Annotated in this window: 11 protein-coding genes; 8 read left to right on the forward strand and 3 right to left on the reverse strand. The window is 62.1% G+C overall.

The features are described 5' to 3' along the window. Window positions 1-60: 60 nt before the first annotated feature. The 3 genes from yiiM to sodA all read right to left on the reverse strand — a co-directional run bounded on the left by yiiM (window position 61) and on the right by sodA (window position 3,497). Window positions 61-732, reverse strand: a complete 672-nt coding sequence (gene yiiM / locus TAN611_RS00185; protein ID WP_111736172.1) for a 6-hydroxyaminopurine reductase — start codon at window positions 730-732, stop codon at window positions 61-63. A 91-nt stretch (window positions 733-823) separates the two neighbouring features. Then, on the reverse strand, window positions 824-2,752 hold the full coding sequence (locus tag TAN611_RS00190; protein ID WP_203067074.1) for a methyl-accepting chemotaxis protein: 1,929 nt from the start codon (window positions 2,750-2,752) through the stop codon (window positions 824-826). 121 nt (window positions 2,753-2,873) lie between these two features. Next, window positions 2,874-3,497 (reverse strand): superoxide dismutase [Mn], encoded by a 624-nt coding sequence (gene sodA / locus TAN611_RS00195; protein WP_105229234.1) that lies wholly within the window; start codon window positions 3,495-3,497, stop codon window positions 2,874-2,876. 345 nt (window positions 3,498-3,842) lie between these two features. On the opposite strand from sodA, the gene fdnG reads away from it, so the two are divergent. The 8 genes from fdnG to selB all read left to right on the forward strand — a co-directional run bounded on the left by fdnG (window position 3,843) and on the right by selB (window position 14,094). Continuing rightward, the gene (gene fdnG, locus TAN611_RS00200) at window positions 3,843-6,890 is read left to right on the forward strand and encodes a formate dehydrogenase-N subunit alpha (protein WP_203067075.1); all 3,048 of its coding nucleotides are present in this window, start codon (window positions 3,843-3,845) and stop codon (window positions 6,888-6,890) included. A 12-nt stretch (window positions 6,891-6,902) separates the two neighbouring features. After that, window positions 6,903-7,808 (forward strand): formate dehydrogenase subunit beta, encoded by a 906-nt coding sequence (gene fdxH / locus TAN611_RS00205; RefSeq protein WP_015344035.1) that lies wholly within the window; start codon window positions 6,903-6,905, stop codon window positions 7,806-7,808. After that, window positions 7,805-8,440 (forward strand): formate dehydrogenase cytochrome b556 subunit, encoded by a 636-nt coding sequence (fdoI, locus tag TAN611_RS00210; protein ID WP_105229237.1) that lies wholly within the window; start codon window positions 7,805-7,807, stop codon window positions 8,438-8,440. Before fdxH ends, fdoI begins: the two co-directional genes overlap by 4 nt. Next, window positions 8,440-9,369: a formate dehydrogenase accessory protein FdhE gene (gene fdhE / locus TAN611_RS00215; protein ID WP_105229238.1), complete on the forward strand. Its 930-nt coding sequence runs from the start codon at window positions 8,440-8,442 to the stop codon at window positions 9,367-9,369. The genes fdoI and fdhE overlap by 1 nt, the downstream gene beginning before the upstream one ends. 144 nt (window positions 9,370-9,513) lie before the next feature. Further along, window positions 9,514-10,149 (forward strand): DcrB-related protein, encoded by a 636-nt coding sequence (locus TAN611_RS00220; RefSeq protein WP_105233171.1) that lies wholly within the window; start codon window positions 9,514-9,516, stop codon window positions 10,147-10,149. A 35-nt stretch (window positions 10,150-10,184) separates the two neighbouring features. Next, window positions 10,185-10,790 carry a glutathione S-transferase gene (locus TAN611_RS00225; protein ID WP_105229239.1) on the forward strand — a complete coding sequence of 202 codons (606 nt, stop codon included), beginning with the start codon at window positions 10,185-10,187 and terminating at the stop codon, window positions 10,788-10,790. Between the two features lie 74 nt (window positions 10,791-10,864). Then, on the forward strand, window positions 10,865-12,256 hold the full coding sequence (selA, locus tag TAN611_RS00230; RefSeq protein WP_203067076.1) for an L-seryl-tRNA(Sec) selenium transferase: 1,392 nt from the start codon (window positions 10,865-10,867) through the stop codon (window positions 12,254-12,256). Further along, window positions 12,253-14,094, forward strand: a complete 1,842-nt coding sequence (gene selB, locus TAN611_RS00235) for a selenocysteine-specific translation elongation factor (RefSeq protein ID WP_105229241.1) — start codon at window positions 12,253-12,255, stop codon at window positions 14,092-14,094. The genes selA and selB overlap by 4 nt, the downstream gene beginning before the upstream one ends. Window positions 14,095-14,256 lie beyond the last annotated feature (162 nt).

Here is a 14,256-nt window from a genome sequence, read left to right on the forward strand (position 1 = left end):
GGGGCGACGCGTGCGCCCCGTCTGCCTGCCCCGTCGTCCTTCTTCCTTCGCCGCCCGGCGTCAGCGCCCCAGCAAACGACGGTTAAAATCTTCGATTTTGCCGCGGGTAATACGCAACAGCATGGTTTTACTCCAGCTGGCGGACAACCCGGCCGCCGACAACAGGCGGCGATACTGCTCCTCATCGAACGGCATGTGCCAGGCGATGCCGATCGCCTCGGCCAGCGAGACGTCGCTGCAGCGCGTCGCCAGCAGCAGCGGCTGGTCACCGCTGACCTGCCCGGGAGAGATCACCCGGTACAGCCAGCCGCAGCGGCCGCTTTGCTGCATCAGCAGCGACAGATCGTCGATGTCGAAATGATAATTGAGCTTGAAGCACGGCGAGCGCGGCTGGGTCACCTGAATCAACGCGTCGCCCCAGTGGAAAATATCGCCGATAAACACGTTGTGCTCGGTCAGCCCGCGGGTTGAGAGGTTTTCGCCGAATGCCGGCGCGCTGAACAGTTCGGCCTGCGCCGGAAACTGCTGTCGCCAGTGGTCATAATGTTCGCTCGGGTAGTGGCACAGCGCGCGATCGGGGCCGCCGTGATAGCTTTTTTCCGCCTGCTGATCGCCCTCCAGGCCGAGTGGGGTCAGCGGCAGGGCGCCGTCGACCTGCCGTTTGGCAATCGCGCTCGGGCGTCCGCCCGGATAGGTCTGAATGTGGCCGATATAAACGGCGGGATTGGTCATAGGCGCCTCCTGGCTCAGGACTGGTTCTAGCATAGCCCGTGTGCGCCGGGAGGAACAGAGACGCCGCCCCGAAAACGGCGCGGCGATACGGTTAAAACGTGGTCCAGTTATCCTGTTCGCTTGGCGCGGGCGCGACGGTTTTCACCACGCGCGCGGGCGGCGCATCGGGCGGCTCGGCGCCACGTGACGGCGCATCTTCCAGCCGGAACACCGCCACGCTCTGCTGCAGAATTTCCGCCTGCTCCTCCAGCGAGTCGGCGGCGGCGGCGGACTGTTCCACCAGCGCGGCATTTTGCTGCGTGGTCTGATCCATTTCGGCAATCGCCTGGCCTATCTGGTCGATGCCGCGCGTCTGCTCATCGGAGGCGGAGGCGATCTCCGCCATGATGTCGCGCACGTGGCCGACGGCGAGTACGATCTGCTCCATGGTGCTGCCGGTGTCTTCCACCAGTGCGGTGCCGTTTTGTACGCGGTCGACCGATTCGCCGATCAGTCCCTCAATCTCCTTGGCCGCTTGCGCGCAGCGCTGCGCCAGGCTGCGCACTTCGCTGGCCACCACCGAGAAACCGCGCCCCTGCTCGCCGGCGCGCGCCGCTTCGACGGCGGCATTCAGCGCCAAAATATTGGTCTGGAAGGCAATGCCGTTGATCAGGGTGGTAATTTCAGCAATACGCTGCGAACTGCTGGAAATATCGCGCATGGTGGCGACCACGCTGCTCACCAGCTTGCCGCCCTGCTGGGCGGTTTTAGAGGCGTCCGACGCCAGCTGGTTGGCGTGATGGGCGTTGTCCGCATTCTGCTTCACCGTGGCGGTCAGCTGCTCCATGCTGGCGGCGGTTTCTTCCACCGCTGCCGCCTGCTGTTCGGTGCGTGAGGAGAGGTCGGTATTGCCGGCGGAGATTTCACCGGCGGCGGTGTAGACCTGGCCGACCCCTTGCTGAATTTTTTCAATCATATCGCGCAAGTTCTGGTTCATCGTCGCCATCGCCTGCAGCAGTTGACCCAGTTCGTCGCGGCGTTCAGGCACCTCCACCCGGCGCAGATCGCCGGTAGCGATGCGCTGGGCGATTTCCAGCGTGTTGCTCAGCGGCCGGGTGATCTGCAGCGTCATCCGCCACGACACCAGCAGCCCGGCGATAATGGCGAGCAGCGTGGTCAGGCCCATCTTCCACTGCGCACTGTCGATGTCGTTTTTGGTCTGGGTCAGCTCATCTTTCAGAAAAGCGCGCACCAGCTTGCCGATGTCGCCGGCGTTTTTTCCCAGCTCGGCGTTCAGCGCCTGCTCATGCTCGTAGGCGGGCATATAGGCTTTGATATGGACGAGATAATCGTCCAGCGTGTCGAGTAAGGGCTGCAGCAGGGATTTTTGTGCATCAGGCAGCCGCTGGTGCAGCGTTTGCGCGCCGTGGCGGGCGTCATCAATGGCGGCCAGCAGCGGCGCTTCAGCATCGCGGGTCAGGTTCAGCAGCAGGCCACGCGCATTATAGCGGATCTGCGTCAGTTGCCTGCCAAGCTGAATAAAGGCCAGCTGCAGATCGCCGCTGCCGATCTGACGTTCGGCCTGCGTGAGCTGTTGCTGGACTTCCGACATATTCCAGCTCTGGCGAATGGCGTTTTTGGCGGCGATCGCGTCGATGAATTTCTGCTGTTGCTGTTGGTATTTGCCAAGCATGTCCACCAGCCGTTGCAAATCTTTGCGGCTTTGCGGGTCCCAGTCCAGGCTTTGTCCCTGGGCGATAAGCTTTTCTGCGGCGTTGATATTTTTGTAGTTTTCTTCCAGGTATGCGGCGCGGTAGCTCTGCGCATACAGTGCCCGGTTGTAGCGGGCCTCATTGATTTCGTGACTCAGCCGGTCGCTGAAATCGATGCGTGCAGAGCGGGATTCGATCAGTGTGAGGTAGCGGATGCCGGTAGCGGCGATGGCTATCGCCAACAGCAGCATCAGGACGAAGCCGAGAGTGAGTTTTTTCCCTACGCCAAGGTGAAGATACCTGCCTGTTAATGTTTGTAATACCACCATGGTTTGTCCTTTTTTTAAGCGATGCGATTGGAAAGACCATCGGCATGGCAGGGATAAACTTTAGCGGGTTTTTAAACAAAAAATGCCCGCGGGAGGCGGGCATTATGCGGTGAGGCGAAGATTACTTCTTGGCGGCGAAACGCGCGGCGGCTTCGTCCCAGTTCACCACGTTCCAGAATGCTTTGATGTAGTCCGGACGTTTGTTCTGATATTTCAGGTAGTAAGCGTGTTCCCACACGTCCAGGCCGATAATTGGGAAACCGGATGCGCCGGCAACGGCTTCGCCCATCAGCGGGCTGTCCTGGTTAGCGGTAGACACCACCGCCAGTTTGCCGTCGTCTTTCAGCACCAGCCAGGCCCAGCCGGAGCCGAAGCGGGTGGCGGCGGCTTTCTCGAACTCTTCCTGGAATTTCTCCACGCTGCCGAAGTCACGCTCGATGGCGGCTTTCAGATCGCCGGACAGGGAGGTGCCGGTTTTCAGGTTTTTCCAGAAGAAGCTGTGGTTGGCGTGGCCGCCGGCGTTGTTGCGCATAAAGGTGCGCTTGTCGGCCGGGACTTTATCCAGGTCTTTGATCAGCTCTTCAACGCTCAGGGAAGCCAGTTCCGGGTAGGCTTCCAGCACGGTGTTGGCGTTGTTGACGTAGGTCTGATGGTGTTTGGTGTGATGGATCTCCATCGTCTGCTTGTCAAAGTGCGGTTCCAGCGCGTCATAGGCGTACGGCAGTGATGGCAGTGAATAACTCATGATCATCGTCTCCAGTGTGATAGGGCGGCGCAAGGATGTAAGCACCGCGTAAGCAGTCGGATCATTATAGTTAATTAAATGATATTGAAAATGATTATCAATGCCCTGTGCTTTGTGCGGTTTTTGCGCAACCCATGACTGTGATCAATGTCTCACTTTTGTGTCATTTTGTGTCTATATTATTCACTGAGACAGCACGGCTTTATAACAACCCCTGTATCGCTATGGTAATATACGGGCGTTATAACGTTACCACTATAACAACGATCATTATTAGCGCTTCCACGCCTGGCGTGAGGCAAGCGCATTCGAAACAATGTGACTACGCGATGAAGGAGACCCCCCATGCAGGTCAGCAGAAGGCAGTTCTTTAAGATCTGCGCTGGCGGTATGGCAGGGACGACGGTGGCCGCGCTGGGGTTCACCCCCGAGGCGGCGTTAGCGGAAACCCGGCAGTACAAACTGCTGCGCGCCCGTGAAACCCGTAACAACTGTACATACTGTTCCGTCGGCTGTGGGTTGTTGATGTACAGCCTTGGCGACGGCGCCAAGAACGCAAAAGAGAGCATTTTCCATATCGAAGGGGATCCGGATCATCCGGTCAGCCGCGGCGCGCTTTGCCCGAAAGGCGCAGGTCTGGTGGATTTCATCCACAGCGAAGGCCGGCTGCAGTACCCTGAATACCGCGCGCCAGGCTCCGACAAATGGCAGCGCCTCAGCTGGGATGACGCCTTTACCCGCATCGCCAGGCTGATGAAAGAAGACCGCGACGCCAACTTTATCGCCGCTAATGAACAGGGCGCCACCGTTAACCGCTGGCTGTCCACCGGCATGCTGTGCGCATCAGGCGCCAGTAATGAAACCGGCTATTTAACACAGAAATTCACCCGCGCTCTCGGCATGCTGGCCGTAGACAACCAGGCGCGCGTCTGACACGGACCAACGGTAGCAAGTCTTGCTCCAACATTTGGTCGCGGTGCGATGACCAACCACTGGGTGGATATTAAGAACGCGAATTTGATCGTCGTGATGGGCGGTAATGCGGCAGAAGCGCATCCGGTGGGGTTCCGCTGGGCGATGGAAGCCAAAATTCACAATAAAGCCAAGCTGATTGTGATCGATCCGCGCTTTACCCGTACGGCATCGGTGGCGGATTTCTATACGCCAATCCGTTCCGGCACCGACATTGCTTTCCTGTCGGGCGTCCTGCTGTACCTGATCACCAATAACAAAATCAACCGCGAGTACGTCGAGGCCTACACCAACGCCAGCCTGCTGGTGCGGGAAGACTTTGCCTTTGAAGACGGCCTGTTCAGCGGTTACGACGCCGACAACCACAAGTACGACAAAACCACCTGGAACTACCAGCTGGACGAAAACGGCTACGCCAAGCGCGACGTCACGCTGCAGGATCCGCGCTGCGTGTGGAACATGCTGAAAGAGCACGTCAGCCGCTACACGCCGGAAGTGGTGGAGAATATCTGCGGTACGCCGAAGGCCGACTTCCTGCAGGTGTGTGAATATATCGCCGAAACCAGCGCTCATGACCGCACTGCGTCGTTCCTGTATGCGCTTGGCTGGACGCAGCACTCGGTCGGGGCGCAGAACATCCGCACCATGGCGATGATCCAACTGCTGCTCGGCAATATGGGCATGGCCGGCGGCGGCGTCAACGCGCTGCGCGGCCACTCCAATATCCAGGGGCTGACCGACCTGGGCCTGCTGTCGCAGAGCCTGCCGGGCTACCTGACCCTGCCGTCCGAACAGCAGACCGACCTGACCAGCTACCTGAGCGCCAATACGCCGAAGGCGCTGCTGCCGGGGCAGGTCAACTACTGGAGCAACTACCCGAAATTCTTCGTCAGCCTGATGAAGAGCTTCTACGGCGACAAGGCGCAGAAAGAGAACGACTGGGGCTTTGACTGGCTGCCGAAGTGGGACAAAGGCTACGACGTGCTGCAGTACTTCGAGATGATGTCGCAGGGCAAGGTCAACGGCTACTTCTGCCAGGGCTTTAACCCGGTGGCGTCGTTCCCGAACAAAAACAAGGTGGTGGCCTCGCTGTCCAAGCTGAAGTTCCTGGTGACCATTGACCCGCTGAATACCGAAACCGCCAACTTCTGGCAGAACCACGGCGAGTTTAACGACGTGGATCCGTCGCAGATTCAGACCGAGGTCTTCCGTCTGCCATCGACCTGCTTCGCCGAGGAGAACGGTTCGATCGTCAACTCCGCGCGCTGGCTGCAGTGGCACTGGAAGGGCGCCGACGGCCCGGGCGAAGCGATGAACGACGGTGAAATTCTGTCGGGCATCTTTACGCGTCTGCGCGAGATGTACGCGCGCGACGGCGGCGCCGCGCCGGAGCCGGTGCTGAACATGACCTGGGACTACCTGACGCCGGACAACCCGTCGCCGGAAGAGGTGGCGCAGGAGAGCAACGGTAAGGCGCTGGCGGATATCCTCGACGCCGACGGCAAGGTTCTGGTGAAAAAAGGCCAGCAGTTGAGCACCTTTGCCCATCTGCGCGACGACGGCACCACCGCCAGCGGCTGCTGGATCTTCGCCGGCAGCTGGACGCCGGACGGCAACCAGATGGCGCGCCGCGACAACGCCGACCCGTCCGGTCTCGGCAACACGCTGGACTGGGCCTGGGCGTGGCCGCTTAACCGCCGCATTCTGTACAACCGCGCCTCGGCCGATCCGTCCGGCAAACCGTGGGATCCGAAACGCCAGATGCTGGAGTGGGACGGCGCCAAGTGGACCGGGATGGACGTGCCGGACTACAGCACCGCCGCGCCGGACAGCGACGTCGGGCCGTTTATCATGCAGCCGGAAGGTATGGGGCGTCTGTTCGCCATCGATAAAATGGCGGAAGGGCCGTTCCCGGAACACTACGAGCCGTTTGAAACGCCGCTCGGCACCAACCCGCTGCATCCGAAGGTGGTGTCCAACCCGGCGGCGCGCGTGTTTAAAGACGATCTGGCGACGATGGGCAAATCCGACAAGTTCCCGTACGTCGGCACCACCTACCGTCTGACCGAGCACTTCCACTACTGGACCAAGCACGCGCGGCTCAACGCCATCGCGCAGCCGGAGCAGTTTGTGGAGATCGGCGAGAAACTGGCGCAGAAGAAAGGCATCAAGCAGGGCGATACGGTAAAAGTCAGCTCCAACCGCGGCTATATCAAGGCCAAGGCGGTGGTGACCAAGCGTATCCGCACGTTGCAGGTGAACGGTCAGGAGGTCGACACCATCGGCATCCCGATCCACTGGGGCTATACCGGGGTGGCGAAAAAAGGCTTCCTGGCCAATACCCTGACGCCGTTTGTCGGCGACGCCAATACGCAGACGCCGGAGTTCAAGGCGTTCCTGGTCAACGTGGAAAAGGTGTAACGGAGACGAGTTATGGCAATGCAATCTCAGGACATTATTCGTAAATCCGCCACCAACGGCCTGACGCCGGCGCCGCGCGCCCGTGACGACAAAGCGGAAGTGGCGAAGCTGATCGACGTCACCACCTGTATCGGCTGTAAAGCCTGTCAGGTGGCCTGTTCCGAGTGGAACGACATCCGCGATGAGGTCGGTCACAACGTCGGGGTGTACGACAACCCCGCCGATCTGACCGCCAAATCCTGGACGGTGATGCGTTTCTCCGAAGTGGAGATGGACGACAGCGGCAAACTGGAGTGGCTGATCCGCAAGGACGGCTGCATGCACTGCGCCGATCCGGGCTGCCTGAAGGCCTGCCCGTCGGAAGGGGCGATCATCCAATACGCCAACGGCATCGTCGACTTCCAGTCGGAGCACTGCATCGGCTGCGGCTACTGCATCGCCGGCTGTCCGTTCGACGTGCCGCGCATGAACAAGGACGACAACCGGGTGTACAAATGCACCCTGTGCGTCGACCGCGTTGATGTCGGCCAGGAACCGGCCTGCGTGAAAACCTGCCCGACCGGCGCCATTCACTTCGGCACCAAAGAGGCGATGAAAAACGTCGCCGCCGAGCGGGTGGGCGAACTGCAGACGCGCGGCTACCAGAATGCCGGGCTGTACGATCCGGCCGGCGTCGGCGGCACGCACGTGATGTACGTGCTGCACCATGCCGATAAGCCGCAGCTGTATCACGGCCTGCCGGACAACCCGTCGATAAGTCCGGCGGTGACGTTCTGGAAAGGCGTGTGGAAACCGCTGGCGGCCATCGGCTTTGCCGCCACCTTCGCAGCCAGTATCTTCCACTATGTCGGCGTCGGCCCGAACCGCGTCGAAGAGGATGAGAACGACGAGCTGCACGATGAGGAGACGCGCAAATGAGGAAGGAAAAGCCAATTCAGCGCTACAGCGCGCCGGAGCGGATTAACCACTGGATCGTGGCGTTCTGCTTTATTCTGGCGGCCATCAGCGGGCTGGGGTTCTTTTTCCCGTCCTTTAACTGGCTGATGAATATCTTCGGCACGCCGCAGCTGGCGCGCATTCTGCACCCCTTCGCCGGGGTGATCATGTTTGCCGCGTTTATGCTGATGTTCCTGCGCTACTGGAAGCATAATCTGATCAACCGTGAAGATATCCTCTGGGCCAGGAACATCCACAAGATTGCGATGAACGAGGAAGTCGGCGACACCGGGCGCTATAATTTCGGCCAGAAGTGCGTCTTCTGGGCGGCGATTATCAGCCTGCTGTTGCTGCTGGCCAGCGGCATCGTCATCTGGCGGCCTTACTTTGCGCCGGCCTTCCCTATTCCGTTGATCCGCATCGCGCTGCTGGTGCATTCGCTGGCGGCGGTGGGGCTGATTATCGTGATTATGGTGCACGTGTACGCCGCCCTGTGGGTGAAAGGCACCATTACCGCGATGGTCGAAGGCTGGGTGCCGGCCGCCTGGGCCAAAAAACACCACCCGCGCTGGTACCGTGAGGTCCGCGAAAAACGACAGGAAAACAAACCCTGATGAGTATCCGCATTGTTCCTAAAGAGCAGTTAGGGGCACAGCGTGAAAAGCCACACACGGCGGAAGCAATTCCGCCGTTACTTTTCGCGAATCTGAAAAGCCTGTACACCCGCCGCGCTGAACGCCTGCGTCAGCTGGCGGCCGATCACCCGCTGGGAGATTACCTCCACTTCGCCGCCGCCATTGCCGAGGCGCAGCAGCACGCGCAGCATGACCACCCGCTGCAGCTGGACCTGTCCGACGCGCTGCGTCAGGGCGCCGAACGCGGCAAACCGCCGCTCGACCTCAGCGTTTATCCGCGCAGCGCGCACTGGCGTACGCTGCTGACGGCGCTGATCGCCGAGCTGCGCCCGCAGGCGCCGCAGCACGTGCTGGCGGTGCTGGATAACCTGGAGAAGGCCTCCGAACAGGAGCTGGAGCAGATGGCGACCGCCTTGCTCAACCGCGAGTTCGCGCAGGTGGGCAGTGAAAACGCGCCCTTTATCTGGGCGGCGCTGTCGCTGTACTGGGCGCAGATGGCCAGCCAGATCCCCGGCAAGGCGCGTGCCGAATACGGCGAACACCGCCAGTTCTGCCCGGTGTGCGGCAGCATCCCGGTCTCCAGCATGGTGCATATCGGCACCGTCAACGGCCTGCGCTACCTGCACTGCAACCTGTGCGAAAGCGAGTGGCACGTGGTGCGCGTGAAGTGCAGCAACTGCGAGCAGACGCGCGATCTGAACTACTGGTCGCTGGACAGCGAACAGGCGGCGGTGAAGGCGGAAAGCTGCGGCGACTGCGGCACCTATATGAAAATTCTCTATCAGGAGAAGGATTCACAGGTGGAAGCGGTGGCCGACGATCTGGCGAGCCTGATCCTCGATGCCAAAATGGAAGACGAGGGATTTGCCCGCAGCAGTATCAACCCATTCCTGTTCCCGGGCGAGTAGGCGGAAATCGGCGACAGGCGCTGTGACAAGGGGCTGGGGCGTGATTTTGCAGGCGCCTCGGTAATTTCCTGTGTCTTATCTGGCATTCGCCGGAGCGTCTTGCTACGTTTACGCCATAGCGCGTAAAGCGAAAGGAAAGGGATGATGTTCAAAAAGATAGTGAAATTCGCCGCCGTAGCGGCCCTGATCGCCGGCCTGAGCGCCTGCGATGACTCGGACACCAAACAGCCGACGGTGCCGAAGCCCGCGCCGAAACCGACCGCCGCCCAACCCGCGCCGCAGCCGGAGAAGCCTGCGCCGCTGCCGGGGCTGAGCGTCTCGCTGCAGCAAGGCAAGCTGACCTTTGAGCTGCCGTCCGGCTTTAGCGATCAAACGGAAAACAGCGGCATCATTAACGACCATACGTCGACCATTCAGCGTTTCCTGAATGGCAAGTCGCGGCAGAGCGCCGTCTCCTCCGAGGTGATTCCGCCGGCGGGAATGAAGCTGAACGGCAGCGACAAAATGCTCAGTGAGCTGATGCAGAGCATGCTTACCGAACTTTCCGGCCGCTATAAGCAGATTGAAAAGACCAAAGAAGAGAACTTTACCGTCGGTAAGCAGAAATTCCGTCGTCTGGATACCGAACAGAGCGTCAACGGGCAAAAAGTGGTTTCCACCATTGTCCTGACGGTGTTCAATAAACGCGTGATTACGCTGCAGATGCTGTCGCCGGCGAAGGAGCTGGAGGTGCACCAGGCGCTGGTGCAGCGCATTGTTGATACGCTGACGGTGAAATAAACGGCGCTGCCTACCCGCAGCCAACGGGAGGGAAGATGAAACTGATCGGCAGTTATACCAGCCCTTTTGTCCGCAAGATTTCCGTGCTGCTGCTGGAGAAGGGGCTGGCGTTTGAATTCGTCAACGATCCGCCCTATGAGGCGCAGACGCGGGTAGGCGAGCACAACCCGCTGGCCAAGGTGCCGGTGCTGATCGATGAGCACGGCGAGGCATTTTATGACTCGCGGGTGATCGCCGAATATCTGGACCTGCTGCCTGCTGGGCCGCGCTTCCTGCCGGACGACCGCGCGCTGGCGCTGCGGGTGCGGCGCAGCGAAGCGCTGGCGGACGGCGTGACCGACGCGGCGTCGCTGCTGTATCGCGAGAGCCTGCGCGCCGCGGGCAAACAGGATGAAGCGTGGATGCTGCGGCAGCGCGACAAGCTGCAACAGGGACTGGACGCGCTGGAAGCGCTGGCGCAGGAGAAAGCGCTGCTGAACGGCGAGCAGCTGACGCTGGCGGATATCGCCGCCGGCTGCGCGCTGGGTTATCTCAACTTCCGCCGTATCCTGCCCAACTGGTGCGTGGGGCGTCCGGCGCTGGTCAAACTGGCCGAGCGTCTGTTCGCCCGCGAAAGTTTTGCCCGCACCTCGCCTCCCTGATGAACTGACGGGCGCGCCGGACGCGCCCCGTTTTTGCTGAATACAACCCTGAACACACCTGATACCGAGCGACCATGAGCACTGAAGCCCATTCTCTTTACAGTCAGCTGCCGGCGATTGACCGCCTGCTGCGCGACCCGGCGATAGAACCGTTGTTGGCCAGCCACGGCCAGACGCTGATTGGCGAACTGCTGCGCCAGATGCAGGCGCAGGCCCGCGAGGCGATTAAACGGCAGGGATGCCTGCCGGAGTGGTGCGGCGACTGGCCGCAGGCGCTGCAGGCGCGGCTGGCGCAACAGCAGCAGCCGCGTCTGAAGACGGTGTTCAATCTCAGCGGCACCGTTTTACACACCAACCTGGGACGCGCCCAGCTGGCGCAGCCGGCAATCGCGGCGATTGGCCGGGTAATGGGCGCGGCGGTGACGTTGGAGTACGATCTGGACGGCGCCGGCCGCGGCCATCGCGACCGTGCGGTGGCCGATATGCTGTGTCAGCTGACCGGCGCGGAAGACGCCTGCATCGTCAACAATAACGCCGCGGCGGTGCTGCTGATGCTGGCGGCGGTGGCGCCGGGCAAACAGGTGGTGGTGTCGCGCGGCGAGCTGGTGGAGATTGGCGGGGCGTTCCGTATCCCGGACGTGATGCGCCAGGCGGGCTGTCAGCTGGTGGAGGTGGGCACTACCAACCGCACCCATCTGAAAGACTATCAGCAGGCGATTACCGAGCAGACCGGGCTGTTGATGAAGGTGCACACCAGCAACTACAGCGTGCAGGGCTTTACCGCAGCGGTTGATGAGGCGCAGCTGGCGCAGCTTGGCCGGCAGCACGGCCTGGTGACCGCCACCGATCTGGGCAGCGGTTCGCTGATTGATATGACGCAGTACGGCCTGCCGGCGGAACCGATGCCGCAGCGGCTGCTGGCCGACGGCGTCGATCTGGTGACCTTCTCCGGCGACAAGCTGCTGGGCGGGCCGCAGGCCGGGATTATCGTCGGCAAAAAAGCGCTGATCGCACAGCTGCAGCAGCACCCGCTGAAACGCGCGCTGCGCGTCGGCAAAATGACGCTGGCGGCGCTGGAGGCCACGCTGCGCCTGTACCAACAGCCGGAGCTGCTGGCTCAGCAGCTGCCGACGCTGCGCATGCTGACCCGGCCGCAGCAGGAGATGCAGACCGCCGCCGAGCGTCTGCTGGCGCAGCTGTCTGCGCACTATGCAGGCCGTTTTGCACTGGGTGCCGAACCCTGCTGGTCGCAAATCGGCAGCGGTTCGCTGCCGGTCGATCGTCTGCCGAGCTATGCGCTGACCTTCGCGCCGCTGGACGGCCGCGGCGCTACCCTGGAGCGTCTGGCGCAGGCGTGGCGCGCGCTGCCGCAGCCGGTAATCGGCCGCATTAACGACGGCAAACTGTGGCTCGACCTGCGCTGTCTGACGCAGGAAGCGGCATTGGCGGAGGCGCTTTTGTCATGATTATCGCCACCGCCGGCCATGTCGACCATGGCAAAACCACGCTGCTGCAGGGGATCAGCGGGATCAACGCCGATCGCCTGCCGGAGGAGAAACGTCGCGGCATGACCATCGATCTCGGCTACGCCTACTGGCCGCAGCCGGACGGGCGGGTGCTGGGCTTTATCGACGTGCCGGGGCACGAAAAATTTCTCGCCAATATGCTGGCGGGCATCGGCGGCATCGATCACGCGCTGCTGGTGGTGGCCTGTGACGACGGCGTGATGCCGCAAACCCGTGAGCATCTGGCGATCCTGCGCCTGAGCGGTCGTCCGGCGCTGACGGTGGCGCTGACCAAGGCCGATCGCGTCGACGCCGAGAGGCTGGCGGAAGTCGAAGCGCAGGTGCAGGCTGAACTGGCGCGGCAGGGCTGGCCCGACGCGCCGCTGTTTATTACCGCTGCGGCGCAGAATCTGGGCATTGAGGCGCTGCGTGCGCATCTGCTGGCGCTTGAGCCGGCGGCGCATGCGCTGACGCGCCGTTTCCGTCTGGCGGTCGACCGCGCCTTCAGCGTGAAGGGCAGCGGGCTGGTGGTGACCGGCACCGCGCTGGGCGGCAGCGTCAAGGTGGGTGACACCCTGTGGCTGAGCGGCCAGAACGTGCCGGTGCGGGTGCGCGGGCTGCATGCGCAGAACCAGTCGGCCCAGCAGGCGCAGGCCGGGCAGCGTATCGCGCTGAATATCAGCGGTGATGTCAGTAAAAGCGACGTGACGCGCGGCGACTGGCTGCTGGCGCAGCGGCCGGCGCTGCAGGCGGAACGCATTCTGGTGACTCTGGAGCAGGACCAGCCTCTGAAGCACTGGCAGCCGCTGCATATTCACCATGCGGCCAGCCATATCACCGGCCGGGTGTCGCTGCTGCAGGATTCACTGGCGGAACTGATCCTCGACCGGCCGCTGTGGCTGGCGGAAGACGATCGGCTGGTGCTGCGTGATATCGCCGCGCGTGAAACGCTGGGCGCAGCGCGCGTACTGGCGCTGACGGCGCCGAAACGCGGCAAACGCCAGCCGGCGTATCTGCACTGGCTGACGCAGACGGCGCAGGCGCAGGATGATGCGCAGCGGCTGATGCTGCAGCTGCAGCAGGGGCCGCTGGACGTGGCGGCCTTTGGCTGGGCGCGCCAGCTGAGCGATGAGCGGCTGACGCAGCTGCTGGAGGAGCACGAGGTGCTGGCGGCCGGCGGCAGGGCGCTGTCGCTGGAAAACGCCCGCCAGGCGGAGCAGCGCCTGCTGCAGGTGCTGGCAGAGTATCACCAACAGCATGGCGATCAGTTGGGCCTCGGGCGCGCGCGCCTGCGGCGCATGGCGCTGCCGACGCTGGATGAGGCGCTGGCGTTTTTACTCATCGAACGGCTGCTGGCGGCCGGCGCGTTGCGCAACAGCCGCGGCTGGCTGCATCTGCCGGAACATGGCCTGGCCTTTAGCGAACAGGAGCAGGCGCTGTGGCAGCGCATCGCGCCGCTGTTTGGCGATGCGCCATGGTGGGTGCGCGATCTGGCGGCAGAGCTGGCGGCCGATGAGGCCGAGGTGCGCGCCACGCTGCGCAAGGCGGCGCAGTTGGGTCATGTGACCGCGGTGGTGGTCGACCGCTACTATCTCAGTCAGCGTGTGGCGCAGTTCGCTGCGCTGATCCGCGAACTGCACGACGGCCAGGGCGGTGCCAGCGCCGCTGATTTTCGCGATCGGCTGGGCGTCGGGCGCAAGCTGGCGATCCAGGTGCTGGAGTTCTTTGACCGCAGCGGGTTTACCCGCCGTAAAGGCAATCAGCACCTGCTGCGCGACCGCGGGCTGTTCGACGCCTGATCCCCCTATTCTCCTGTCTTCCTGCGCGCTCAGCCGGGCTTTCCCTGGCTGAGCGTTTCGCGTTTTCTCGCCTTGGTGTGCGGTTTTCATCTAAGAATATGCTGATTTTTTGTGCATCAACCGGCTTCCGTCACATTGTTTTATAAGCAATGTGTTAACAAT

Origin of the sequence: Serratia sp. Tan611, from assembly GCF_905188235.1 — a bacterium.
GTDB classification, from domain to species: Bacteria; Pseudomonadota; Gammaproteobacteria; order Enterobacterales; family Enterobacteriaceae; genus Serratia_B; species Serratia_B rhizosphaerae.

Coding starts and splice junctions, on each gene's coding strand:
- yiiM (WP_111736172.1), bottom strand. CDS start 732: ATGACCAATCCCGCCGTTTATATCGGCCACATTCAGACCTATCCGGGC.
- TAN611_RS00190 (WP_203067074.1), bottom strand. CDS start 2,752: ATGGTGGTATTACAAACATTAACAGGCAGGTATCTTCACCTTGGCGTA.
- sodA (WP_105229234.1), bottom strand. CDS start 3,497: ATGAGTTATTCACTGCCATCACTGCCGTACGCCTATGACGCGCTGGAA.
- fdxH (WP_015344035.1), top strand. CDS start 6,903: ATGGCAATGCAATCTCAGGACATTATTCGTAAATCCGCCACCAACGGC.
- fdoI (WP_105229237.1), top strand. CDS start 7,805: ATGAGGAAGGAAAAGCCAATTCAGCGCTACAGCGCGCCGGAGCGGATT.
- fdhE (WP_105229238.1), top strand. CDS start 8,440: ATGAGTATCCGCATTGTTCCTAAAGAGCAGTTAGGGGCACAGCGTGAA.
- TAN611_RS00220 (WP_105233171.1), top strand. CDS start 9,514: ATGTTCAAAAAGATAGTGAAATTCGCCGCCGTAGCGGCCCTGATCGCC.
- TAN611_RS00225 (WP_105229239.1), top strand. CDS start 10,185: ATGAAACTGATCGGCAGTTATACCAGCCCTTTTGTCCGCAAGATTTCC.
- selA (WP_203067076.1), top strand. CDS start 10,865: ATGAGCACTGAAGCCCATTCTCTTTACAGTCAGCTGCCGGCGATTGAC.
- selB (WP_105229241.1), top strand. CDS start 12,253: ATGATTATCGCCACCGCCGGCCATGTCGACCATGGCAAAACCACGCTG.